26 protein-coding genes are annotated in these 23,903 nt (G+C 65.8%); 22 read left to right on the top strand and 4 right to left on the bottom strand.

What is annotated here, in order from left to right:
* The first annotated feature begins 311 nt into the window (after positions 1-311).
* The 10 genes from AC1VNY_RS36435 to hemC all read left to right on the top strand — a co-directional run bounded on the left by AC1VNY_RS36435 (position 312) and on the right by hemC (position 9,961).
* Positions 312-1,532 carry an ABC transporter substrate-binding protein gene (locus AC1VNY_RS36435; RefSeq protein WP_482408783.1) on the top strand — a complete coding sequence of 407 codons (1,221 nt, stop codon included), beginning with the start codon at positions 312-314 and terminating at the stop codon, positions 1,530-1,532.
* Positions 1,533-1,775: 243 nt separating this feature from the next.
* Positions 1,776-2,201 carry a GFA family protein gene (locus AC1VNY_RS36430; protein WP_482408782.1) on the top strand — a complete coding sequence of 142 codons (426 nt, stop codon included), beginning with the start codon at positions 1,776-1,778 and terminating at the stop codon, positions 2,199-2,201.
* Between the two features lie 298 nt (positions 2,202-2,499).
* Positions 2,500-3,252 (top strand): 2-amino-5-chloromuconate deaminase CnbZ, encoded by a 753-nt coding sequence (cnbZ, locus tag AC1VNY_RS36425; protein WP_482408781.1) that lies wholly within the window; start codon positions 2,500-2,502, stop codon positions 3,250-3,252.
* 124 nt (positions 3,253-3,376) lie between these two features.
* On the top strand, positions 3,377-4,969 hold the full coding sequence (locus tag AC1VNY_RS36420) for a flavin monoamine oxidase family protein (protein ID WP_461193890.1): 1,593 nt from the start codon (positions 3,377-3,379) through the stop codon (positions 4,967-4,969).
* Positions 4,966-5,376: a c-type cytochrome gene (locus AC1VNY_RS36415; RefSeq protein ID WP_482408780.1), complete on the top strand. Its 411-nt coding sequence runs from the start codon at positions 4,966-4,968 to the stop codon at positions 5,374-5,376. Before AC1VNY_RS36420 ends, AC1VNY_RS36415 begins: the two co-directional genes overlap by 4 nt.
* A 22-nt stretch (positions 5,377-5,398) precedes the next feature.
* Positions 5,399-5,899, top strand: coding sequence for a Rid family hydrolase (locus AC1VNY_RS36410; RefSeq protein WP_482408779.1), 501 nt, complete (start codon positions 5,399-5,401; stop codon positions 5,897-5,899).
* Between the two features lie 129 nt (positions 5,900-6,028).
* Complete coding sequence (locus AC1VNY_RS36405) at positions 6,029-7,447, top strand: M20/M25/M40 family metallo-hydrolase (protein ID WP_482408778.1); 1,419 nt, start codon at positions 6,029-6,031, stop codon at positions 7,445-7,447.
* The gene (locus AC1VNY_RS36400; protein WP_482408777.1) at positions 7,447-8,265 is read left to right on the top strand and encodes an aspartate dehydrogenase; all 819 of its coding nucleotides are present in this window, start codon (positions 7,447-7,449) and stop codon (positions 8,263-8,265) included. The genes AC1VNY_RS36405 and AC1VNY_RS36400 overlap by 1 nt, the downstream gene beginning before the upstream one ends.
* On the top strand, positions 8,265-8,885 hold the full coding sequence (pncA, locus tag AC1VNY_RS36395) for a bifunctional nicotinamidase/pyrazinamidase (RefSeq protein WP_482408776.1): 621 nt from the start codon (positions 8,265-8,267) through the stop codon (positions 8,883-8,885). The genes AC1VNY_RS36400 and pncA overlap by 1 nt, the downstream gene beginning before the upstream one ends.
* A gap of 65 nt (positions 8,886-8,950) precedes the next feature.
* Complete coding sequence (hemC, locus tag AC1VNY_RS36390; protein ID WP_482408775.1) at positions 8,951-9,961, top strand: hydroxymethylbilane synthase; 1,011 nt, start codon at positions 8,951-8,953, stop codon at positions 9,959-9,961.
* A gap of 152 nt (positions 9,962-10,113) precedes the next feature.
* On the opposite strand, the gene AC1VNY_RS36385 is transcribed toward hemC, so the two are convergent.
* The 3 genes from AC1VNY_RS36385 to AC1VNY_RS36375 are packed head-to-tail and all read right to left on the bottom strand — an operon-like array spanning position 10,114 to position 12,656.
* Positions 10,114-10,812: a DUF1045 domain-containing protein gene (locus AC1VNY_RS36385; RefSeq protein WP_482408774.1), complete on the bottom strand. Its 699-nt coding sequence runs from the start codon at positions 10,810-10,812 to the stop codon at positions 10,114-10,116.
* Positions 10,813-10,821: 9 nt separating this feature from the next.
* Positions 10,822-11,994, bottom strand: coding sequence for an alpha-D-ribose 1-methylphosphonate 5-triphosphate diphosphatase (locus tag AC1VNY_RS36380; RefSeq protein WP_482408773.1), 1,173 nt, complete (start codon positions 11,992-11,994; stop codon positions 10,822-10,824).
* Positions 11,991-12,656: a transferase hexapeptide repeat family protein gene (locus AC1VNY_RS36375; RefSeq protein WP_482408772.1), complete on the bottom strand. Its 666-nt coding sequence runs from the start codon at positions 12,654-12,656 to the stop codon at positions 11,991-11,993. Before AC1VNY_RS36375 ends, AC1VNY_RS36380 begins: the two co-directional genes overlap by 4 nt.
* Positions 12,657-12,866: 210 nt before the next feature.
* Here AC1VNY_RS36375 and phnC point away from each other — a divergent pair, with 210 nt between their 5' ends.
* From phnC to phnE (AC1VNY_RS36355), 4 genes are all read left to right on the top strand, one after another.
* The gene (phnC, locus tag AC1VNY_RS36370; RefSeq protein ID WP_482408771.1) at positions 12,867-13,682 is read left to right on the top strand and encodes a phosphonate ABC transporter ATP-binding protein; all 816 of its coding nucleotides are present in this window, start codon (positions 12,867-12,869) and stop codon (positions 13,680-13,682) included.
* 79 nt (positions 13,683-13,761) lie between these two features.
* Complete coding sequence (gene phnD, locus AC1VNY_RS36365; RefSeq protein ID WP_482408770.1) at positions 13,762-14,694, top strand: phosphonate ABC transporter substrate-binding protein; 933 nt, start codon at positions 13,762-13,764, stop codon at positions 14,692-14,694.
* A gap of 83 nt (positions 14,695-14,777) precedes the next feature.
* Positions 14,778-15,662, top strand: coding sequence for a phosphonate ABC transporter, permease protein PhnE (gene phnE / locus AC1VNY_RS36360; protein ID WP_482408769.1), 885 nt, complete (start codon positions 14,778-14,780; stop codon positions 15,660-15,662).
* Entirely contained in the window at positions 15,659-16,507 is an 849-nt protein-coding gene (phnE, locus tag AC1VNY_RS36355; RefSeq protein WP_038386534.1) for a phosphonate ABC transporter, permease protein PhnE, read from the top strand. The genes phnE (AC1VNY_RS36360) and phnE (AC1VNY_RS36355) overlap by 4 nt, the downstream gene beginning before the upstream one ends.
* A 190-nt stretch (positions 16,508-16,697) precedes the next feature.
* On the opposite strand, the gene phnF is transcribed toward phnE (AC1VNY_RS36355), so the two are convergent.
* The gene (phnF, locus tag AC1VNY_RS36350; RefSeq protein WP_253592430.1) at positions 16,698-17,423 is read right to left on the bottom strand and encodes a phosphonate metabolism transcriptional regulator PhnF; all 726 of its coding nucleotides are present in this window, start codon (positions 17,421-17,423) and stop codon (positions 16,698-16,700) included.
* 128 nt (positions 17,424-17,551) lie between these two features.
* Between phnF and phnG the strand changes: the two genes are divergently transcribed.
* The 8 genes from phnG to phnN are packed head-to-tail and all read left to right on the top strand — an operon-like array spanning position 17,552 to position 23,869.
* A complete protein-coding gene (gene phnG, locus AC1VNY_RS36345; protein ID WP_141341820.1) occupies positions 17,552-18,013 on the top strand; it encodes a phosphonate C-P lyase system protein PhnG in 462 nt (153 codons plus the stop codon).
* Between the two features lie 4 nt (positions 18,014-18,017).
* Positions 18,018-18,626 (top strand): phosphonate C-P lyase system protein PhnH, encoded by a 609-nt coding sequence (gene phnH, locus AC1VNY_RS36340; protein ID WP_482408768.1) that lies wholly within the window; start codon positions 18,018-18,020, stop codon positions 18,624-18,626.
* A gap of 3 nt (positions 18,627-18,629) precedes the next feature.
* The gene (locus AC1VNY_RS36335) at positions 18,630-19,733 is read left to right on the top strand and encodes a carbon-phosphorus lyase complex subunit (protein ID WP_482408767.1); all 1,104 of its coding nucleotides are present in this window, start codon (positions 18,630-18,632) and stop codon (positions 19,731-19,733) included.
* Positions 19,730-20,614, top strand: coding sequence for an alpha-D-ribose 1-methylphosphonate 5-phosphate C-P-lyase PhnJ (locus AC1VNY_RS36330; protein WP_016846424.1), 885 nt, complete (start codon positions 19,730-19,732; stop codon positions 20,612-20,614). The genes AC1VNY_RS36335 and AC1VNY_RS36330 overlap by 4 nt, the downstream gene beginning before the upstream one ends.
* Positions 20,607-21,404: a phosphonate C-P lyase system protein PhnK gene (gene phnK, locus AC1VNY_RS36325; RefSeq protein ID WP_482408766.1), complete on the top strand. Its 798-nt coding sequence runs from the start codon at positions 20,607-20,609 to the stop codon at positions 21,402-21,404. Before AC1VNY_RS36330 ends, phnK begins: the two co-directional genes overlap by 8 nt.
* An 8-nt stretch (positions 21,405-21,412) precedes the next feature.
* Positions 21,413-22,111: a phosphonate C-P lyase system protein PhnL gene (gene phnL, locus AC1VNY_RS36320; protein ID WP_482408765.1), complete on the top strand. Its 699-nt coding sequence runs from the start codon at positions 21,413-21,415 to the stop codon at positions 22,109-22,111.
* A 13-nt stretch (positions 22,112-22,124) separates the two neighbouring features.
* On the top strand, positions 22,125-23,279 hold the full coding sequence (locus tag AC1VNY_RS36315; RefSeq protein WP_461193911.1) for an alpha-D-ribose 1-methylphosphonate 5-triphosphate diphosphatase: 1,155 nt from the start codon (positions 22,125-22,127) through the stop codon (positions 23,277-23,279).
* A complete protein-coding gene (gene phnN / locus AC1VNY_RS36310) occupies positions 23,276-23,869 on the top strand; it encodes a phosphonate metabolism protein/1,5-bisphosphokinase (PRPP-forming) PhnN (protein WP_482408764.1) in 594 nt (197 codons plus the stop codon). The genes AC1VNY_RS36315 and phnN overlap by 4 nt, the downstream gene beginning before the upstream one ends.
* Positions 23,870-23,903: the final 34 nt, after the last annotated feature.

The raw sequence follows: 23,903 nt of genomic DNA, 5'->3' as shown, positions 1-23,903 counted from the left end.
AATCCCATCTTGGTGAGAGCCCCCACCCGCCGCGCTAAGCGCGTCGGCCTCCCCCGCAAGCGGGAGAGGCTGAGCGAGCCTGCGGTTCAACTCTGCTTCAACCAACAATTCATCGCGCTCTAGCGCACGCCGCGGCGAAATCTCGTCGCGGCGTTCGTACGATCGGCCTCGCGCGTGTCGAGGCAATAGCTGTGTTCCTTCTCCCGGAATTTCTGAACGGAATCGCAGAGCGCCATGCCGGCGACGGGGTTGTCGGCGATCCCCGATTGCTTCAGGAGATCGTCCGAAACATCGAAACCCCCGGGAACGAAATGTCCATCACGAAACGCTCGCTTGTCCTGGTCGCAATTGCCGCCATGTGTCTCTCATTTGCGGCCGGCGCTGCCCGAGCGGAGGATGGCGTGCTGCGGGTCGGCATCATCACCGACATGAGCGGGCAATATTCCGACGGCAATGGCCCGGGATCGGTGATCGCGGCACAAATGGCGGCGGAGGAAATCGGCGGCACGGTCGCCGGTCGCAAGATCGAGATCATTTCGGCGGATCACCAGAACAAGCCTGACGTGGCGACCGGCATCGTGCGCAACTGGATCGACAACAAGGGTGTCGACGTGGTCGCCGAAGGCGTCAATTCCGCGGTGGCACTCGCGATCCAGACGGTGACGCGCGAACGCAAGAAGCTGTTCCTGATTTCGGGCTCCGGTTCGTCCGATCTCACCGGCAAGCAATGCTCGCCGACCAGCGTGCAGTGGACCTACGATACCTATGCCTCCTCGAACGCGACGGCGAAAGCCGTGGTTGCGCGCGGCGGCACGCCCTGGTTCTTCCTGACGGCGGATTACGCGTTCGGCCAGGCGCTGGAGCGCGATGCGAGCAAGGCCGTGACATCGGCCGGCGGCAAGGTGCTCGGCGCGGTCCGCCACCCCTTCGACACCGCCGATTTCTCGTCCTTCCTGCTGCAGGCCCAGTCCTCCGGCGCCAAGATCCTGGCGCTTGCCAATGCAGGTTCCGACTTCCGCAACGCGGTGTCGCAGGCCGACGAGTTCAACATCCGCGCCAGCATGCAGGTCGTCGCACTGCAGGTGACGCTCACCGACGTGCCCGCGCTTGGCCTCGCGCATGCGCACGATCTGCTGTTCACCGATTCCTTCTATTGGGATCGCACGCCGGAGACGCGCGTCTTCGCCCAGGAGTTCTTCAAGCGGCATGGCGCGATGCCGACCGCCTACCAGGCCGGCGTCAACTCGGCGCTCCGGCACTATTTCAAGGCGGTCGCCGCCACCAACTCGGTCGATTCGGAAACCGTGATCGCGCAAATGCGCAAGACCCCGGTCAATGATTTCTTTGCCCAGAATGGCCTCGTGCGCGAGGACGGTCGGATGGTGCATGACATGTATCTGATGCGCATCAAGAAGCCGGAGGAGTCCAGGAGCAAATGGGACCTCTACGAGTATCTCGCGACGGTGCCGGGCGACCAGGCCTTCCGTCCGCTCGATGAAGGCGGCTGCCCCTACGTCGCCAAATCGCACTAGCTGCGTCAGAAATTTGCATCGAGCCTTCGCGTGAGTTTTTCTCCTATCATGCGCGAGTTTTGATCGGTTGTCCGGTGCCGATCCTGACGATACGTTCGCATTGAGATCGATCCCAGTTGGCAGATCATGCTCCTGCGCAGTTCCGAGCGATCTGCGGCGTGCGGCGCGTTGACCTCGCTGAGACCTTCTCGTCCGCCCTGCAAGGCCGGGCGCAGAAGCGATCCGGACAGGAGACGCGGCAACATGACGGGCGACACGGGTGTTCGGGCCGGCCAGTGCCATTGCGGCGCGGTGCGTTTCGAGGCGACGCTCAGCGACGGCTTCAATTCGATCCGCCGCTGCACTTGCTCTTACTGCCGGATGCGGGGCGCCGTCGTTGCCATGGCGGAGATGGGCGGGATCAAGATCCTGCACGGTGAGGATGCGTTAACGAGCTACCGCTTCCATACCGGATCGGTGCAGCACTTCTTCTGTTCGCGCTGCGGAATCTACACCCATCATCAACGACGATCGAACCAGAACCTGTATGCCGTCAATGTGGCCTGCCTGGACGGCGTAAGCCCATTCGATTTCCCCGAGGTGCCTGTGATGGACGGTGTCAATCATACGAACGACACCGGCAAGCCGACGCGCCGGGCAGGCACACTCCGCTTCATCCCGGCCGACTAACGATCGCTGTCGGCCGACGACCGCCCGGCTCGTCGCGGGACGACGGTGAAAGGGAAGGGAGCCATTCCACCGGTGATCGTGCAACAAGTTCAGTGTCGTCCCTGCCTAGTGCGCAATTGCGCACGGGAGCAGGGACCCATAACCACCGATGGTCATTGTTTCACGACGCTGGAACAAGGAGTCCCCTTAACAACCTCGGCCGCGGAGTATGGGTCCTGGCTTTCGCAGGGACGACAGCTGTGGTGAACTCAAGCGGACCGTCATCGCGACGGCCCCATCACCGTGTTCACGAGGCACCATGACCAACACCATCGAGGCTTCCGACGGCGGCTACCGCTTCATGCCCGGCGTCAGTCAGTATTCCTGCGGCATCGGTGCGCTGCCCGGCTTTGCCATCGAGCGCGTCAGGTTCTCTGAACCGGTGCCCTTGAGCGCGGGTTTTGCAAGGATTGCCGACATCATCAAAGCGGCGGGCCGTCCGCTGACGGCATTCGGCGCCTGCGAGCTGCGCTCCCCGGCGCCGTTCACCGAGGACGGGTTCAGGGCCTTCAACGATATCTACATCAAGACGCTGGTGGCCTGGGGCGTGATGCGGGACGGCGTCAATCCGGTGGCGCGCAGCAATGTCTGTCCGAAGCTCGATCCGCCCGGCGAGCCGAGCTTCCACGCCTTCTGCTACACGGTGCCGGCCGCCAAGGACGCACCAACCAGCTTCGTCGTCGCCGGCAGCGGCGAGTCGGTCGAGGGCAAGGCCAATTACCGCGATCACACCGTCGCCCTTGGCGACACCAGCCCGGCCGGCCTCCTGGCGAAGGCGAAATTCGTGGCCGACGAGATGGAACGCCGGATGAGCGCGTTCGGCGGCCGTTGGCAGGACACCACCGCGGTGCAGCTCTACACCGTGCACGACGCCTATCCGGTGCTGGAAAGCGAACTCGGCCGCCGCGGCGTGCTTCGCAACGGCTTGACCTGGCATTTCGACCGGCCGCCGGTGGTTGGGCTCGACTTCGAAATGGATTGCCGGCGCGTGCATCGCGAGCGCGTGGTGTGATGTGTCGGTCGCGTGATGCATCAAAAGCGCGTGTGGGTGCATGTGGAAGCGTGCGCCCTTTCTTGACACGGATCGCGTCAACCGTTTCCCTTCGCCATCGACGTCAGCGGCTGGGTGAGCGCGGGTGCAGAACGAATCTGTGATCAGGCGGCGGGATCTGCTGGCGCTGATTGGCACCATTGCCGGCAGTTCGGCGATGTATCACGCGATGACGAGCCTCGGCTTCGCGTCGGAATCCGCCTACAAGGGGCCGCTGAAGCTCGCGGGCGACGTGAAGGGCGCCTCGGTGCTGATTCTCGGCGCAGGGCTTGCCGGGATGACGGCGGCGCTGGAGCTGCGCAAGGCCGGCTACAAGGTCCAGATCCTCGAATTCAACAACCGCGCCGGCGGCCGCAACTGGTCGATCCGCGGCGGCGACAGTTTTGTCGAGCTCGGCGGCTTCAGGCAGACCAGCCAGTTCGAGCAGGGGCTCTATCTCAATCCCGGCCCGTGGCGGATTCCCTATCATCACCGTGCGCTGCTCGACTACTGCCGCCGGCTCAATGTGACGCTGGAACCCTTCATCCAGCTCAATCACAACGCCTATCTGCACGCGACGCGTGCATTCGGCGGCAAACCGCAGCGCTTTCGCAGCATCAAGGCGGATTTCCAGGGCGGGGTCTCGGAGCTGCTCGCGAAGATCACCCAGCAGGGCCGGCTCGACGAGACCGTCGGCAAGGAAGATCAGGAGATCCTGCTGCAGTCGCTGCGCGACTGGGGCGCGCTGGATCGCGACTACAAGTACAATGCCAACCTCGTGTCGGCCGAGTTCCGTGGTTATGCGCGCGATCCCGGCGGCGGGTTGATGGGCGATCCGCTGCCCAGCGACCCGATCCCGCTGCAGGAGCTGCTGCGGTCGCGGATGTGGCGCTATCTGCAGACCTTTGCGCGCTACGATTTCCAGACCACCATGTTCCAGCCGGTCGGCGGCATGGACATGATCGGCAAGGCGTTCGCGCGCGAGGTCGGCGATCTCATCCGCTATGGCGCCAAGGTAACGCAGATCCAGCAGAACGGCTCCGGCGTCACCGTGAGCTATGTCGACACCGCCAGCCCATCCACGGTGCAGCAGGCCACCGCCGATTGGTGCATCTGCACCATCCCGTTGCCGATCCTGAGCCAGTTGCCGGTCGATGTCAGCGCGCCGATGAAGAGTGCGATCGACTCCGTGCCCTATGCCGCCTCGGTGAAGATCGGCCTGCAGTTCAAGCGGCGGTTCTGGGAGGAGGATGACGCGATCTATGGCGGCATCAGCTATACCGACCTGCCGATCCGGCAGATCGCCTATCCGAACTATGGCTTCAACCGCGGCGGCCGCGGCATCCTGCTCGGCGCCTACATGTATGGCGGTGCCAATTCCTTCGAGTTTACCGCGATGACGCCTGCCGAGCGGGTCGCCAGCGCGGTCGAGTTCGGCGCCGCAATCCATCCGCAGTACAGAAACGAATTCGAGAACGGCGTCGCGGTGGCCTGGCATCGCGTGCCGTTCACGCTCGGCTGCGCCGGCGAATGGACCGAAGCCGCCCGCGCGCAGCATTACCGCAATCTCTGCCAGATCGACGGCCGTATCGTGCTGGCGGGCGAGCACGCCTCGCAGCTGCCGGCCTGGCAGGAGGGCGCCATCTTGTCCGCGCTCGACGTCATCTCCCGGCTGCACGAACGCGTGGTGAAGACATGATGATGCGGACCGCAACATCCGTCGTCGCCGCACTGGCGCTGCTGTCGGCGACGGCAGCCCTTGGGCAGGACAGTAGCGCGGGCAAGCGCACCTTCTCTTCGGGCTACCGCTTCGTCGAGATGACCGGCGAGGAGCTGTTCGCCAATGTGTGCCAGGGCTGCCACATGCCGGATGCGACGGGCGCGAGCGGGGCGGGCAGCTATCCGTCGCTGGCCGGCAACAAGAATCTCGAGGCCGGCAGCTATCCGGTCTTCCTGGTCATCAATGGCCGCCGCGGCATGCCGGCATTCGGCGACATGATGACCGATGGTCAGATCGCCGCCGTTGTGAATTATCTGCGGACGCACTTCAGCAACAACTATGAGGACGCGGTGACGACCAAGGATGTCCAGGACGCCCGCCGCTGACAAAAACACTCGGGAGAGTTTGATGAAATTCATCGGTATCGCACTGGGCGCCGCGTTATCGGCGATGGCGACCGCTGCCTCGGCTGACGTGGTCAGGCATCCGATTCCCAACTCGACATTCCCTATCGCGCAGGCCGTGACCGTCACCGGCAACACCACGACCGTCTATGTCAGCGGCCAGGTGCCGCCGGCGATCAACAAGGACGCCGATCCGTCGAGCGTGCAGGCCTATGGTGATACCAGGACGCAGACCGTCGGCGTGCTCAACCGCATCAAGGCCATTCTGGAAGGCCAGGGCCTTGGCATGGGCGACGTCGTCAAGATGCAGGTGTTCCTGGTGCACAACGCATCGGCGCCGATGGACTTCAAGGCCTTTATGGAGGGCTACACCCAGTTCTTCGGCGGCAGCCAGCCGAACCTGCCGGCGCGCTCGGTGGTCGGCGTCGCAGCCCTCGCCAATCCCGGATTCCTGGTCGAGATCGAGGTGATCGCGGCCAAGGATACCAACAAGGATTCGAAATAAGGACTGCAAATAGCGTACGCGAAACCGCGGAGCATGCGCGCGGAAATTGAAGGGCTCGCCGTCTTGCCAAAGCGCGTGTCGCCTGTCTGAATTCGCCCCAATCAGGTAGCGGAATTCTGGGAGAGCACGATGTCGCACAAGGCTAGAGACACGGTTCGATCGCTGCGGCTCGCGGCGGCGTTTGGACCGGCGCTGCTCGCAACTGGCGCCGCGGCGCAGGGGCTGACCGAGCAGCAGCAATTCGCCCGCGGCATCTACCAGGAGCTGGTCGAGATCAACACCACCACCGCGACCGGCGATACCCAGAAGGCGGCGGAGGCGATGGGCGCGCGGCTCCGCGCGGCGGGCTTCCCCGAGGCCGACGTGCACGTGTTCTCGCCGGCGCCGCACAAGGGCAATCTGGTGGCGCGGCTGCACGGCTCCGGCGCGCGCAAGCCGATCCTCCTGGTCGCCCATATCGACGTCGTCCCCGCCAACCGCGAGGACTGGTCGGTCGATCCGTTCAAGCTCACCGAGCAGGACGGCTATTTCTACGGCCGCGGCTCCAGCGACGACAAATACATGGCGTCCGCCTTCATCACCAATCTGATCCGCTACAAGAAGGAGGGCTACAAGCCCGACCGCGACATCATCGTGGCGCTCGAGACCGACGAGGAGATCCTCGATGCCAACGGTCTCGGCATGCAGTGGCTGATCAAGAACCACCGCGACCTGATCGATGCCGAGTTCGCGCTCAATGAAGGCGGCGGCGTCGGTCTCAAGAACGGCAAGGCGATCCGCAACAGCGTGCAGACCAGCGAGAAGGTCTCGATCGGCTACCAGCTCACGGTGAAGGATCGCGGCGGCCACTCGTCGCTGCCGCGCAAGGACAATGCGATCTATCACCTCGCCGAAGGCCTCGTCCGGCTTTCCAAATTCGACTTCCCGATGAACCTCAACGAGACGACGCGAATCTATTTCAGCAAGACCGCCGAGGTCGACACGTCGCATGCCGACGACATCAGGGCGATCCTGGCGCCGCAGCCCGACCCGGCGGCGCTGGCGCGGTTATCGGAGAATCCGGGTTATAATGCGCAGCTCCGCACCACCTGTGTCGCGACCATGCTGGAGGGCGGCCATGCCATCAATGCGCTGCCGCAGCTGGCGACCGCCAAGGTGAATTGCCGGATCCTGCCCGGCGAGCCGGTCGAGGGCGTGCAGGCGACGATCGAGCGGGTGCTCGCCGACAAGCAAATCGCGGTGGCTCCGACCGGCAAGGCCGTGCTGAGCCCGCCGTCGCCCCTGAACGAGGAGATCATGGGTTCGATCGAGAAGCTGTCGAAGGAGTTCTGGCCGGATGCGTCGATCGTTCCGGTCATGAGCACCGGCGCAACCGACGGCAGCTATCTGCGCAATGCCGGAATTCCGACCTATGGTCATTCCGGGCTGGCCGCCGATGTCGACGACAACCGCAACCATGGCAAGGACGAGCGCGTGCTCGTCAAGTCGTTCTACGAGGGCGAGGAGTATCTCTATCGCCTGGTCAAGATGCTCGCCGGCGGGAAATGATGGCTGACAGCAAGACAAAGACACGGGTTGCGGTCGCCGGCCTCGGCGCGATCGGCACCGACGTCGTCAAGGCGCTCGATCAGGGCATCGAGGGCCTGACGCTGGTCGCGGTGTCGGCGAACAATCCGGACAAGCACCGCGGCCGGGTGGCGGAGCTCAAGTCGGCGCCGAAGCTGGTGCCGATCGAGCAGCTGGCCGAGGTCGCCGACATCGTGGTCGAGTGCGCGCCGAGCAAGGTGGTCCGTGCGATCGTGGCGCCGGTGGTCGAGCGCGGCAAGACCGCGGTCGTGCTGAGCGTCGGCGCGCTGCTGCAGAACGAGGACCTCGTCGATCTTGCGAGAGCCCATGGCGGGCAGATCATCGTGCCGACCGGCGCGCTGATCGGGCTTGATGCGGTGACCGCCGCGGCGATCGGAACCATTCATTCGGCGAAGCTGGTGACGCGCAAGCCGGTCGCGGGCCTCGTCGGCGCGCCGCACCTCGTCGAGAACAACATCCAAATTGAAGGCATCACCGAGCCGCTGCGTGTCTTCGAGGGCAGTGCGCGCGGCGCCGCAAAGGGCTTTCCGGCCAACCTCAACGTCGCGGTGGCGCTGTCGCTGGCCGGCATCGGCCCCGACCGCACAAGGGTCGAGATCTGGGCGGATCCGACCGTGACCCGCAACACCCACCGGATCGAGGTCGATTCCGATTCCGCGCGGTTCTCGATGATGATCGAGAACATTCCCTCGGAGAACCCGAAGACCGGCCGCATCACCGCGCTGTCAGTGATCGCCTGCCTGTGCAAGCTGCGCTCGTCATTGCGGATCGGCACCTGATGAAGATTGCGCCCGACGATCTGTTGCTGGTCATCGACGTGCAGAACGATTTCTGCCCCGGCGGCGCGCTGGCGGTCACGGACGGCGATGCCGTCGTGCCGGTCGTCAACCGGCTCGCCAGCCGGTTCGACCATGTCGTGCTGACCCAGGACTGGCATCCGGCGGGCCACAGCTCGTTTGCGACCTCGCATCCGGGCGCGGCGCCGTTCTCCGAAATCGCCATGCCGTATGGGCAGCAGACCCTGTGGCCGGATCATTGCATCCAGGGCAGCGCGGGCGCGGCGTTCCATCCCGACCTTGCGACCGAGCCGGCCGAGCTCGTGATCCGCAAGGGGTTCCGGGCCGCGATCGATTCCTACTCGGCGTTCTTCGAGAACGACCGCAAGACGCCGACCGGGCTCGCCGGTTATCTGCGCGAGCGCGGCCTCAGGCGCGTCGTGATGACGGGGCTCGCCACGGACTATTGCGTGCAGTATTCGGCGCTCGATGCGCGGCGGCTCGGTTTCGATACCACGGTGGTGCTGGCGGGCTGCCGCGCCATCGATCTCGGCGGTTCGCTTGCCGTCGCCACCGCGGCGATGCGCGAGGCCGGGGTGGAGCTTGTCGAGGAGCTCGTCTGAGCGGCGCCAAAGAGGGGCAAAAACCGTTGTTTTGACTGGCTTTTTGTTCTAATCCCCAGCCGTTGATGATCACGCGCAGCGGAGCTTTCGTGTCGGGACAGGTTTTGCGGATTGGGACGCGCAAGAGCGCGATGGCGCTCGCGCAGACGGATGAGGTCGCGCGCCTGCTGCGCGCTTCGGCGCCGGACCTTGCCGTCGACATCGTCAAGTTCGAGACCCGCGGCGACCAGGACCAGACCAGCAAGCTGTTGCGCCATGGCGGCAAGGGCGGCGCCTTCGTCGCCGAGATCCGCGAAGCCATGCGCGCCGGCACCTTGCAGGCGGCGATGCATTCGCTGAAGGACGTGCCGGGCAACGAGGAGACGCCGGGTCTCGTCATCGCCGCGATGCTGGCGCGCGATGCCGCCAATGACAGCCTCGTGCTGCGGCCGGGCTTGTCGCTCGACACCCTCCGCGCCGCGCGCGGCAAGGGCTTCATGATCGGCACCAATGCAGTCCGCCGCGCCGCCTATCTGCGCCGGCTGTTTCCGGAAGCGACCGTGATCCATTATCGCGGCGCCGCCGATACGCGGGTGGCCAAGCTCGATCGCGGCGACAAGCAGCGGCTGCCCGGTGGCGGCGAAGTGGGGCCGGCGGATGCGCTGGTGATGGCGCGCTCGGGCCTGGAGCGCATCGGCATGACCGCGCGCATCGCGCATGATTTCTCGGTCGGCGAGATGCTGCCGGCGGTCGGCCAGGGCATTGTCGCGGTGGAATGCGTCGAGACCGATTGGGCGACGCGTGCGAGGCTTGCCGGGATCGACAACGCGCCGTCGCGGCTCGCCGCCGAGGCCGAGCGCGAGGTGCTGTGGGTGCTCAACGGTCATTGCAATTCGCCGATCGCCGGCCACGCCACGCTCGCGGGCAGCGAGATGACGCTGCGCGCCTCCGTGCTCGACGAGGCCGGTGCCGGCTTCATCGAGGTGACGCGGCGTGGGCCCGCGGATCGTCCGCGCGAACTCGGCCGCGCCGTCGGCATGGAGTTGTTGGAGAAGGGCGCCGCCGAAATCATCGCCCGCACCCGGATCGACGAATAGCGATATCCATCCCACGTCGTCCCGGCGAAAGCCGGGACCCATAACCACGAATGTTGGTTGTGGGACGATGCTGGGACCGCAGCTCGCTTGAACAACTACCGACGGTGGTTATGGGTCCCGGCTTTCGCCGGGACGACACCGGTGTGTGGGGCCTAATCCCGATCAGCTCGCAGCGGCCAGCTGCCGATGATGCGGAAGCACGATGCGCTGTCGGTCTGCTTGAACAGCGCGATGCGGTCGATTGCGAGCCGCGTGAGGTCGATCGCCGCGAACCGTGTGCGCAGCTGCGCCACGATCGGGCCGCGCCGCTCGTCGCCCAGCCGCCCCGTCAGCGTCATGTGGAAGCGGAACTCCTCCATGACGTAGGGATAGCCCCAGCGGTCGAGATAGTCGCACTGCCGCGCGGTGAGCCGCTCGGGCTTGCGCCGCGCGCGATCCGCGGCTGTCAGCGGGGTACGGAACGCGTCGAATTCGGTGACGCAGTCGGCGGCAAGCTGCTGCAGTTCGTCCGAGCGGCTGGCCGGGATCACCGCGATGAAGCCGCTGATCGCGTCGACCACCGGTTCGATCACCGGAATGCGCCGCGCGCGGCCGGCGAAGGCGGCACAGGCATCGAGAAGCTCGGCCTCGCTTCGACCGTCGGCGAGCGCGGTGGGCGCCTTCAGCGTGGCGTGGAATCCATACTTGCGCGGATCTTCGCTCACCTCGCGCCAGTCGGACGTGACGCCTTCGGGAAACGGCAGGTCGTCGCCCGACACCGCATCGTAACCGAGCAGTGTCGAACCGAAGCGGTGCAGGACGCTGTCGGGTGACGGCGCATAGTAGATCGCGTAGCGCGGAGTGCTGGACATGGGCTTGGGCTACGCCGCCGCAACTGTCTTGCGCGGCGCGCGCGAATGAACAAGGCAGCTTGCGTCCGCCAGATGCACCAGACGTCCGGCTGAGATCACGGCGACGATGCGTGGCCGCAGCGGCGCCTTGTCGTCGACGACGACGATGTCGGCACGGCGGCCCACCGCGAGCACGCCGCGATCGGCGAGCCCTGCCGCGCGCGCCGGTGCCGACGAGATCAGGTCCCAGGCCCTGGCGAGCGGCAGGATGCCGTCGGCGACGAGGCGGAACGCCGCGAGCAGCTGCGCCGGATAGTAGTAGTCCGACGCCAGCACCGAGCAGAGGCCCTGTGCGATCATGTCGGATGCCTTCGTCCAGCCGGTGTGGCTGCCGCCGCGCACCACATTGGGCGCGCCGAACACGATGAAGTCGCCCGCGCCAGCGGCATCGCGCGCGGTCTCCTCATTGACGGGGAATTCGGCGATCACAGCGCCCAGCGCGCGAAACTCCTGGCGCATCGCCGGGCTGTTGTCGTCGTGTGAGAGCATACGGATATCAGCCGCGCGCGCAGCCGCGGCCAGTCGCGCGATCGAGGCGGGCACTTCGGGACGGCGCGCCACAACCCGGTCGAGCATGTCGTTGACGGCCTCGAGGGAGAGCCCGGTGCGTTCGGCCAGCTGGTTGCGTTTCTTCGGCTTGACGTTGCTGTGGTCGTTGAAGGCGAACAGGTCGATGCGGCCTTCGCTGAGCCATTGAATGATTTCGGCCTCGGCCTCGAGATTGTGGGTCTCGTGGCGCAGATGGAAGCGGGTGTCGGCGGCGAGCTGCGGCCGCAGCGCCTCGATCGCATCGAGCAGCTTGCGCGCATTCTCCGCGCTGCGCAGGCCGGGCTCCCACGACCAGGTCGTGCCATGGAATACGGTGGTGATGCCGTTGGCGATCGCCTGCCGGTCGCTGTCAACAAGCGCCACGTCGGTCGGGAAGTCGACGCTTGGGCGTGGCATCATCTGCCGCTCGAATGCATCGCCGTGCAGGTCGATGATGCCGGGCAGCACCAGGAGGCCGGTGGCATCGATGTGAAGCGCGGCGCGACCCTGCTCGGCGTCGAGCGCACCGATGTCGCGGCCCGCGGTCCGCAGCGAGGTCTCGACCAAGGCGCCGTCAACCAGCGTGCGCCCGCCCTCGATGAAAATGTCCGTCACGATGCGGCGCTCCGTTGTTTGTTCTGTGATGGGGATACGGCCTCGGCCTCATGCTTGTCGAGGAATTCCTCGACCGCGAGTTTGCGAAAGTCGGGCAGGACACGCCGAAGTGTTTCGTGATCCCAGTCCCACCATGCGAGCGCGGCGAGGCGGTCGGCGATCGTCTCGGAGAAGCGCCGCTTCACCGGCCGCGCCGGATTACCGGCAACGATGGTGTAGGCGGGAACGTCCTTGGTCACGATCGCGCCGGCGGCAATGACGGCGCCGGTTCCGATGTTCCGTCCTGGTAACAGGATCGCACCATGCCCGATCCAGACGTCATGGCCGATATGCACGTGATGCGCACGTCGCCAGTTGAAGAAGTCGGTGTCGTCGCTCTCTCCGGGAAAATACGCGCTGGCGCGATAGGTGAAATGCGCCTGGGTAGCGCGATGCATCGGGTGGTTGCCGGGGTTGATGCGGGTCATCGCCGCGATCGAGCAGAACTTGCCGATCGAGGTGTAGGTGATCTGGCTGTCGTTCACGACGTAGGAATAGTCGTCCATGCTGACTTCAAGCAGGATCGTGCGCGCGCCGACCTCGGTGTATTTGCCGAGCTTGCTCTCACGGACCGACGCAGTCGGGTCGACGGTCGGCACAACCGAGAGTGTCTTTCCGGCCATCAGGGCCTCCGCAAATCTTCAAGAATCTTGGGCTTCCGGGGATGCGTGCTCGTCATCGGGACGCTTGATGACAACATCATGACGTCGGGATGACGGCAAGCGAGCGACAAGGGAGGGGTGTGGACGATCGCCGCACCGCAGCGCTGTCGTCACATAACTGTAAAACGCCGGGGATAGCGATGGCCCAACGAGGCGCGGTTGGAGCATTACATGCTGGTGGTGGAAGGTTTGACGTGCCGGTTCGGCACGAAAGCCGCAGTCGACAACGCGTCCTTTTCGATCGCGCCGGGCAGCTTTGTCGGCGTGATCGGCCGCTCCGGTGCCGGCAAGTCGACGCTGTTGCGGATGATCAATCGTCTCGCCGATCCGACCTCCGGCCGTATCCTGTTCGAAGGCACCGACGTTACCGCGTTGCGCGGCAAGGAACTGCGGCGGTGGCGCGCGCGCTCGGCGATGATCTTCCAGCAGTTCAATCTGGTCGGCCGCCTTGATGTGCTGACCAACGTGCTGATGGGTCGGCTGGCCCAGATTCCGTCATGGCGCTCGCTGGTGCAGGTCTGGCCGGAGCAGGACAGGGCGCTGGCGCTGTCGGCGCTCGAGCAATTCGACATCGCCCAGCTCGCGGCACAGCGCGCCGACCAGCTCTCCGGCGGCCAGCAGCAGCGCGTCGCGATCGCCCGCGCGCTGGTGCAGGAGCCCGACATCATTCTCGCCGACGAGCCGATCGCCTCGCTCGATCCGCGCAACACCAAGATCGTGATGGACGCGCTGCTGCGCATCAACAAGCATTTCGGCATCACTGTGCTTTGCAATCTGCACTCGCTCGACCTGGCGCGGACCTATTGCGACCGCTTGGTCGGCATGGCCGCGGGTCGCGTGGTGTTCGATGGCGCCCCCGCGGCGCTCACCGACCATATCGCCCGCGAGCTCTATGACCTCGAGGCCAATGACGTCATCGGCGCGGCACCGCTGCCCGCGCCCGACGGTGCAACTGCGCCGGCACTCGGCACCGCAGCCGCGGCCTGAGCGTCGCGCACTTTTCAATCTGGGAGGCCGAGCATTTTGCTCGGCCAACAGGTGCAACTACGACAAAAGAGGGGTAGTCATGTTCACTCGTCGCATCATTCTGGCCGGCGCTGCCGCGCTGGCATTTGCCGGTCCGGCCTCCGCGCAGGACTGGAAGGCAAAATATCCGGAGCTCACCTTCGCGGTGGTGCCGGCCGAGAACGCCTCCGGCGTCACCGAGCGTTGGACGCCGTTCGTCGCGTATCTGTCGAAGGAACTCGGCGTGAAGGTCACGCTGCGCATTGCCAACGACTACGCGGCCGTCATCGAGGGCCAGCGCGCCGGCAACATCCAGATCGCCAGCTACGGCTCGGCCTCGTTCTCTCGCGCGCGCTTGACCGGCGTCAAGACCGACGCGTTCGCCAACGATATGAACGCCGACGGTTCGACCGGCTATTACTCGGTGTTCTTCGTCAAGGCGTCGAGCCCGTACAAGACCGTCGAGGACCTGAAAGGCAAGAATCTCGGCTTGGTCGATCCGAACTCGACGTCCGGCAACAACGTGCCGCGCTTCGAACTCAACAAGATGGGCATCGGGAACGCCGAGGGCTATTTCGGCAAGGTCGTGTTCACCGGCAGCCACGAGAACGCCGTCTTGGCGCTGTCGCAGGGAACCGTTGATGTGGCCGCCAACCAGTGGACCAACGAGGACGATTCCACGCTCGCCCAGATGCTGACCAAGGGCATGCTGAAGAATGCCGACGGCTCGGCGATGAAGAAGGATGATTTCCGCATCATCCACAAGTCGGCGCTGATCATCAACGGCCCTTATGCGTACAACACCGATCTTCCGGAGGATCTGAAGGCCGCGATCGCAAAGGCCTTCTTCGACGCCCCGACCAAGGACAAGGCCGCCTTCGACCGTCTATCCGACGGTCAGAAGAAGGGCTTCCATCCCGCCACCACCAAGGATTGGGACGGCACCATCGAGCTGATCAAGTTCGTCGACGGTTTGCGCAAGAAGGCGAGCTGATCGCACGCCTGACGTCACGAGGGCCGGGCGTATCGCCCGGCCCTTTCTCTCCACTCAACTCCGAACCGGACTGGCACGCGTCGATGGCGACCGCCGTATCCATTCTTCCAGCGCAGCAACTGGCGACGCTGGAGGACGCCTACCGCAAGTCCGTCGCACGCAAGCGGTTGAAAGCCGCGCTGGCAACGGCGGCCTTCTGTGCGGTGCTGGTGATCGCGGCGTTCGGCGCGGAAGTGAACCTGCGCACGCTGTTCACCTATTTCGGCAATTTCGTCAGCTATTTCGATCGCATCCTGACGCTGGATTCCGGCGCGCGGGTCTGGACCGATCCCGCCGAATGGTTCTGGGGTTGGCATAAATGGCTGAAGATGCTCGGCGAGACGATCCTGATCAGCTATGTCGGCACGCTGACGGGTGCCGTGCTCGCCTTCGCGCTCAATTTCTTCGCGGCCCAGAATACGTCGCCGGGCCCGTGGGTACGTTTCACGATCCGCCGCCTGCTGGAACTCGCGCGCACCGTTCCCGGCATCGTGTTCGCGCTGATCTTCGTGATCGCGTTCGGCCTCGGGCCGATGGCCGGCGTACTGGCGATCGCGATCCACACCACCGGGGCGCTGGGCAAGTTGTTCGCCGAGATCGTCGAGAACGCCGACATGAAGCCGGTCGAGGGCATCCGCTCCACCGGCGCGAGCTGGCTGTCCTGCATGCGCTTTGCCGTGCTGCCGCAGGTCTCGGCCGGCTATGCCAGCTATGCGCTGCTGCGCTTCGAGATCAACGTCCGCGAGGCGTCGGTGATGGGCTTCGTCGGCGCTGGCGGCATCGGCCAGGAGCTGGTGGTCGCGATCCGCAAGTTCTACTATTCCGACGTCAGCGCCATCCTCATCACCATCATCGTCACCGTCTTCATCATCGACATCTCGACCGGCTGGCTGCGCGGCCGGCTGTTCGGCAAGGAGACCCGTCGATGAGCCAGATGCCGAGGCCGGACACCACGGAACTGCGCGCGAAGTACCCCGGCGTCTTCGAACGTCCCGCATCGGCACGGCTGGCGATGCCGGCCATGATCGCGGCGGCGCTCGCGATCTTCGTGTTCGGACTGGTCGATCTCGATTTCTCGCCGTCCAGGCTGATCGCGGGCCTCGGCCAGCTCGGCTGGATCACCATGCTGATGCTCCCGCCGAATCCGGGCTCGTCGTTTCCGCTCTACATGCAGGCGCTCGGCGAGACGCTGTCGATCGCGGTGCTCGGCACCACGCTTGCCGCGCTGCTGGCGCTGCCGGTCAGTCTGCTGGCGGCGCGCAACATCATCCCCTCGAACCTGATCCGCTTTCCGGTGCGCCGCTTCCTCGATTCGATCCGCGGCGTCGATACGCTGATCTGGGCGCTGGTCTGGATCAACGTCGTCGGCCTCGGCCCGTTCGCCGGCGTGCTGGCGATCATGGTGTCGGACTTCGGCGCGTTTGGAAAGCTGTTCTCGGAGGCGATCGAGGCGGCGGATCGCAAGCAGGTCGAGGGCATCCGCGCGTCCGGCGGCAACGCGCTGCACGAAATCCGCTTCGGCCTGTTGCCGCAGGTGCTGCCCGTGATCGCCGGTCAGGTGCTCTACTTCATCGAGTCCAACACCCGTTCGGCCACCATCATCGGCATCGTCGGCGCCGGCGGCATCGGATTGCAGCTCGCCGAGCAGATCCGCGTGCTGGAATGGCAGAAGGTATCGTTCCTGATCCTGATGATCCTGATCGCGGTCGCCGCGATCGACTTCATCTCCAGCAAGCTGCGCTTTGCGATCATTGGACAGAGGGCGGTGGTGTAGCTCGCCATGCGCTCAAATCCTTCTCCCCTTGTGGGAGAAGGTGGCGCGAAGCGCCGGATGAGGGGTATCTCTCCGCGAACTCAGAAGCCGACGTGTTCGCGGAGAGATACCCCTCACCCGGATCGCATCTAGTGATGCGATCCGACCTCTCCCACAAGGGGAGAGGTGCACCGTCAGTGTGGCTGCACACTCAGCCGTTCTCGACCAGAAACTCGACGCGCTCGGCGGCGAAGCGCGAGCGCTTGGTCACCAGCGGCTGGTCCAGCATGTCGACGTCGGTGGCGTCGACCACCAGCACCGGCCGTCCCAGCGGCAGGTCGAGCCGCGCGGCGTCGGTCGCATCGACGATCGCCGCGGTGATCCGGGTCGAGGCGCGGTGGTAGTCCTTGACGCCGTAATGTCCGAGCAGCTTGGTCATCGAGCGAACGTTGGCGAACACGCTGCCGGCATCGGGAAACCGCTCGGCCGACAGCCAGGTGGTGGAAACGCAGATCGGCGTCCGGTCGGCGAGCCGCACCGCTTCGATCCGGATCAGTGGCGCACCGATCTTCAGGCCCAGCTCGCGGGCGATCTCGCGGTTGGCAATGTCGTCGCCTGCCTCGATCAACTGGCCGCGCGGCTCGTGGCCGCCGGCGCCGACGATCTCGGAAAATCGCGTGCGTGAGCGCAAGGGATAAGCGAGGCGCTGGGCTTCGACATAGGTGCCGCTGCCGCGCTCCGCGCGCACCAGGCCGCGTTCGGCCAATGCGGCGAGCGCCCGCCGCACGGTGTGGCGGTTGACCCGGTACGTCTCGGCGATCTCCATCTCGCCGGGCAGCTTTTCGCCGGCGGCGAAGCGGCCGTCAGCGATGCCGCGCTCGATGCCGTCGGCGACCTGCCGCCATAAGGCGACGCCGGAACTTTCCTGCATGCTCATGGCGCGGTGATACCAGAAATCTTTGGTTTGTCACGAAACAGTCATGGCGCTCCGCTATCAAGTTGTCTAGTATCATAGACAACTTGATGCAAGCAAGGTTGCCCAAAGGTTTGCCCATGAGTTCGACCATGAGTTCGACCGGACCAAACAGCAAGCAGGCCCAGCGCAAGGCCGCGATGACGGTGCTGGCGCACGCCGCCGCGACCGACATCGCCGGCAGGCTGGCGGCGATCGCGGTGCCCGCGCATGAGAACCTGCGCGAGCCGGAAAACGGCCTTGTGATGCTGCGCGGACGGATCGGCGGCGACGGTGCGCCGTTCAATCTCGGCGAGGCGACGGTGTCGCGCGCGGCGGTGCGGCTTGCGACCGGCGAGGTCGGCTTCGGCTACACGCTCGGCCGCGACGCGCGCAAGGCGCAGATGATCGCGCTGTGCGACGCCATGGTGCAGTCGGCGGAGCTGTCCGGCGAGGTGGAGGCGAAGGTGATCGCGCCGCTGCGCGTCGCCATGAACGCCGAACGCGGCCGCAAGGCGGCGGAAACCGCGGCCACGCGGGTCGATTTCTACACGATGGTGCGCGGTGAGGGATGATGCAATGACGACGATTGCCGAAATGCCCACGGGCTTTGCCGACAAGGTGCTGTCGGCGCAGTCGACTTTCCGTTCCGTGATGGATGCGATGGCGCGCCCGGGCAGCGTGCAGCGCGTCGCCGCGAGCGTCGGAACGCCCGCCGGCATGATGCGCGGCGCGGCCGCGATCGCGCTGACGCTGTTCGATCACGACACGCCGATCTGGCTCGACGCCGCGATGTCGGCGACGCCGGACGTCGCCCGCTGGCTGAAGTTTCACGCCAGCGCGCCGGTGGTCACCGATTCCTCGATCGCGAGCTTCGCTTTGATCGGCGATGCCGCGAGCCTGCCGGCGCTCGATTGCTTCGCGTTCGGCAGCAGCGAATATCCTGACCGGTCGACCACGCTGATCCTGCAGGTCGACAGCCTGTCGCAGGGTCCGGCCTTCGCGCTGAAAGGGCCCGGCATCGACGGCAGCGCCGTGCTGCAGGCGATGCTCAAGCCGCCCGACCTGTTCCAGCGGCTCGCGATCAACGAAGCCCTGTTCCCGCGCGGCATCGATGTCGTGCTGGTCCATGACGATGCCATTGTGGCGATCCCGCGCACCACGCGGCTGATCGCAAGCGGAGTGTGAGCGATGTATGTAGCCGTCAAGGGAGGCGAGCGCGCCATCGAGAATGCTCATCGGCTGCTCGCGCATGAGCGGCGCGGCGACCGCGATGTGCCCGAGGTGACGCTGGCGCAGATCTCCGAGCAGCTCGCGCTTGGTGTCGATCGCGTGATGACCGAAGGCTCGCTCTACGACCGCGAGCTCGCGGCGCTCGCGATCAAGCAGGCGCGCGGCGATATGATCGAGGCGATCTTCCTGGTGCGCGCCTTCCGCGCCACGTTGCCGCGCTTTGGCGCCACCGAGCCGGTCAACACCGGCGAGATGCAGGTGCGGCGGCGGATCTCCTCGACCTTCAAGGACGTACCGGGCGGCCAGATCCTGGGACCGACCTTCGACTACACCCATCGCCTGCTCGATCCCCAGCTTGCGGAAGGTTTTGTACCCGAGCAGCCGGCGACCGCGGAGGCCTCGCAGGCCGCCACGCCGCGGGTGACCGACATTCTCGGCCGCGATGGTCTAATCGAATCCTCGCCGCAGGCAGATAGCGACACGCCGGTCGGCGACCTCACGCGCGAGCCGTTGAGCTTTCCGGCCGACCGCGATTTGCGGCTGCAGAACCTGGCGCGCGGCGACGAAGGCTTCCTGCTCGCGCTCGGCTACTCGACGCAGCGCGGCTACGGTCGCAATCACCCCTTCGCCGGCGAGATCCGCTTCGGTGAGGTCGAGGTCGAGTTCTTCGCCGAGGACGCGGGCTTTACCGTGCCGCTCGGCTCGATCGAATTGACCGAGTGCCAGATGGTCAACCAGTTCAAGGGCTCGACCACCGAGGCGCCGTGCTTTACCCGCGGCTATGGCCTCGCCTTCGGGCAGAGCGAACGCAAGACCATGTCGATGGCGCTGGTCGATCGCGCGCTGCGTGCGCGCGAGCTCGGCGAGGAGGCGGCGGCGCCGGCGCAGGATGAGGAGTTCGTGATGTCGCACTCCGACAATGTCCAGTCGACCGGCTTCGTCGAGCATCTCAAGTTGCCGCATTATGTCGACTTCCAGTCCGAGCTCGGCCTCTTGCGCAAGCTGCGGCAGGAGTTTGCCGAAGCCAATGCGGCCGTGGAAATGCAGGAGGCCGCGGAATGAACGCGCCGACGTACAATTTCGCCTATCTCGATGAGCAGACCAAGCGGATGATCCGCCGCGCGATCCTGAAGGCCATCGCGATCCCCGGCTATCAGGTGCCGTTTGCGAGCCGCGAGATGCCGATGCCCTATGGCTGGGGCACCGGCGGCGTGCAGGTGACGGCGGCGATCCTCGGTCCCGACGACGTGCTGAAGGTGATCGACCAGGGCTCGGACGACACCACCAACGCGATTTCGATCCGGAAGTTCTTCGGCAAGACCGCCGGTGTCGCGACCACGACCTCGACCACGGACGCGACCGTGATCCAGACCCGGCACCGCATTCCCGAGGCGTCGCTGCATGCCGGGCAGGTGCTGGTCTATCAGGTGCCGATCCCCGAGCCGCTGCGCTTCCTCGAGCCGCGCGAGACCGAGACGCGGCGCATGCACGCGCTCGCCGAATACGGGCTGATGCACGTCAAGCTCTACGAGGACATCGCGCGCTTCGGTCACATCGCCACCGCCTACGCCTATCCGGTGAAGGTGAACGCACGCTACGTGATGGACCCGTCGCCGACGCCGAAATTCGACAATCCGAAGATGGACAATTGCGCGGCGCTGCAGCTGTTCGGCGCCGGCCGCGAGAAGCGCATCTACGCGATCCCGCCCTACACCACGGTGGTCTCGCTTGACTTCGAGGATCACCCGTTCACGCGCTACCGCTTCAACGCGCCCTGCGCGCTGTGCGGCGCCGACAATTCCTATCTCGACGAGATCGTCACCGACGACAAGGGCGGGCGGATGTTCGTGTGCTCCGACACGGACTTCTGCGAGCAGCGCCAGGCCGCCGGCCATCACGGCACCGAGAGCGCAGCGCCGCACAAGGAGAAGGCGCATGTCTGAGCTCTCGAGCCTCGAGAACGATGAGCCGCTGCTGGTTGCCGAGGGGCTTGCCAAGAATTACGGCCGGCTTGCGGCCTGCCGCGACGTCTCGTTCGCGCTCTATTCGGGCGAGGTGCTGGCGATCGTCGGCGAGTCCGGCTCGGGCAAGTCGACGCTGCTGCAGCTGCTCTCGGCGCAGCTCGCGCCGAGCGCGGGCCGGGTGTGCTACCGGATGCGCGACGGCGTGCTGCGCGATCTCGCGGAGCTCGGTGAGGCCGAGCGGCGCTTCCTGTTTCGCACCGACTGGGGCTTCGTGCACCAGGACCCGGCGCAGGGCCTGCGCATGGGCGTGTCGGCCGGCGCCAATGTCGGCGAGCGGCTGATGGCGGTCGGCTGGAATCATTACGGCCGCATCCGCGACACCGCGTCGACCTGGCTGGAGCGGGTCGAGATCGATACCGGCCGCATCGACGACGCGCCGAAGACCTATTCCGGCGGCATGCGGCAGCGGCTGCAGATCGCCCGCAATCTCGTCACCGAGCCGCGGCTGGTGTTCATGGACGAGCCGACCGGCGGCCTCGATGTCTCGGTGCAGGCGCGTTTGCTCGACCTGATGCGCAACCTCGTCAGCGAGCTCGGGCTTGCGGCGATCGTCGTGACCCACGATCTTGCGGTGGCGCGCTTGCTCTCGCATCGCGTGATGGTGATGAAGGGCGGCCGCGTCATCGAGACCGGCCTCACCGACCAGGTGCTCGACGATCCGCGCGAGCCCTACACGCAGCTGCTCGTTTCCTCGATTCTTCCGCCATGAGCGTGCCAATGACCGCGATGATCGAACTTGCCGACGCCGAGAAGACTTTCACCATGCATCTGCAGGGCGGCGTCGAGCTGCCCGTGGTGCGCGGCGTCTCGTTCCACGCCGATCCGGGTGAGTGCGTGGTGTTGTCGGGCCCGTCGGGCGCCGGCAAATCCTCCATCCTGAAAATGATCTTCGGCAACTATCGCTGTGACAGCGGCCGGATCGGCATCCGCCATCACGGCAAGGTTGTCGACCTCGCCACCGCCGAGCCGCGTCAGGTGCTCAGCATCCGCCGCTCGACCATCGGCTATGTCAGCCAGTTCCTGCGCGCCGTGCCGCGGGTGGCGACGATCGACGTCGTTGCCGAGCCCTTGATCGTCAACGGCGTGGCGCGCGAGGAGGCCCGCACGCGCGCCGGCCAGCTGCTGCGCCGGCTCAACATTCCGGAGCGGCTGTGGACCTTGCCGCCCTCGACCTTCTCCGGCGGCGAGCAGCAGCGGGTCAACATTGCGCGCGGCTTCATCTCGGACCTGCCGATCCTGCTGCTGGACGAGCCGACCGCTTCGCTCGACGCGGCGAATCGCGCCGTGGTGGTCGAGCTGATCGCGGAGAAGAAAACCAAGGGCGTCGCGATGGTCGCGATTGTCCATGACGACGAAATCCGTCATCTGATTGCCGACCGCATCGTCGATGTGACCTCGTTCGCCGCTGCTGCCTGAAGGACCGTTTGAAATGACCGCCAAGCAAGACACCATCATCGGCAACGCCCGGCTGGTCCTCGCCGATCGCGTGATCGAGCAGGGCTGGGTCGCGATATCCGACGGCAGGATCGCGGAATTCGGCGAGGGCAGGGCGCCCGAGGCCGCCGAGGATGCCGGCGGCGACCTCCTGATGCCCGGGCTGATCGAGCTGCACACCGACCATCTCGAGATGCACTATGTGCCGCGGCCGAAGGTGTTCTGGAATCCGGTCGCGGCCGTGATCTCCTATGATGGTCAGCTTGCGACCTCAGGCATCACCACGGTGCTGGATTCGCTGCGGGTCTGGCGCGAGGACGGTGCCGAGGATGTCGACGGCCGCGCCGGCGTGCTGGCGGCGGCGATCGCGGCGGCGCGCGAGGAGAATCTGCTGCGCGCAGATCACTTCCTGCATCTGCGCTGCGAAGTGCCGATGCCTGATGTCGTTGCCGAGGCCAAGGAACTGATCGACCGGCCGGACGTGCGGCTGATGTCGCTGATGGACCACACGCCCGGCCAGCGCCAGTTCCGCGACGAGGTGAAGCTGCGCGACTATTATCGCGGCAAGGGCGGCGGCATGACCGACGCCCAGCTCGACGTGCTGTTCGCGCGCCGCTTCGCCTATCAGAAGGAATATGCTGTTGCGAACACCCGCGCTATCGTCGCCCTGGCGCATGAGTACAGGATCCCGCTGGCGAGCCATGACGACACCACTGACGAGAACGTGGTCGACGCCGTCAACGACAAGGTCGCGGTGGCGGAATTCCCGACCACGATGGAAGCTGCGCGGGGCTTGCACGCCGCCGGCATCGACATCCTGATGGGCGCGCCGAATGTGGTGCGTGGCGGCTCGCACTCCGGCAATATCGCGGCCGTCGATCTCGCCAATGAGGGCATGCTCGATATCCTGTCGTCGGACTACATCCCGTCCAGCCTGCTGATGGCGGCGTTGCAATTGCCGCGGCATGTGCCGGCAATCGATCTCGCTTCCGCCGTCCGCACCGTGACCAAGACACCGGCCGAGGCGGTCGGGCTCAACGACCGCGGCGAGATCGCGGTCGGCCGGCGCGCCGACCTGATCCGCGTGCACGTCGCGCGCGATCTGCCTGTCGTGCGCAGCGTCTGGCGCGAAGGGGGGAGGGTCGCATGACCGATGCATCCGTCGTCGCCGATCGGCGCGCCGGAATCGGTCCCGGCCGGCTGATCCTGGTGGTCGGCCCGAGCGGCGCCGGCAAGGACACGCTGCTGGGATTCGCCAAAGCGGCCTGTCGCGATGATCGCGATGTCGTGTTTGCCCGCCGGCTGATCACCCGCCAGGCCTCGGCGTCGGAGGACAATGAGGAGGTCAGCGCGGAAACCTTCCAGCGCGCGGTAGCCGCCGGTGACTACGCCATGCACTGGGAAGCGCACGGCCATCGGTACGCGCTGTCGCGGTCGATCGACGACGATATCGCTGCAGGACGCACCGTGATCGCAAACGTCTCGCGCACCGTGATTGCGGCGGCGCGCCGCAACTATGCCAATGCTGTCGTGGTGCTGGTCACGGCGCCGCCGGATGTGCTGGCCGCGCGGCTCGCGATGCGGGCGCGCAGCAGCGACGGCCTTCTCGAGCAGCGGCTGGCCCGCACCGTCGACGAGAGTACGTCGACGCCCGATTTCACCATCGTCAATTCCGGCACCGCCGACTATCATGCGCGACAGCTTGTCCGCATCATCAAAGGCGAACGCTGGGACGAATAGAGCGTTTTCGAGCGAAGTGGATACCGGTTCGCGT

This window comes from Bradyrhizobium ferriligni, from assembly GCF_056837965.1.
Note: the sequence above shows the minus strand (reverse complement) of the source record. Positions and strands in the feature narration are given on the sequence as shown.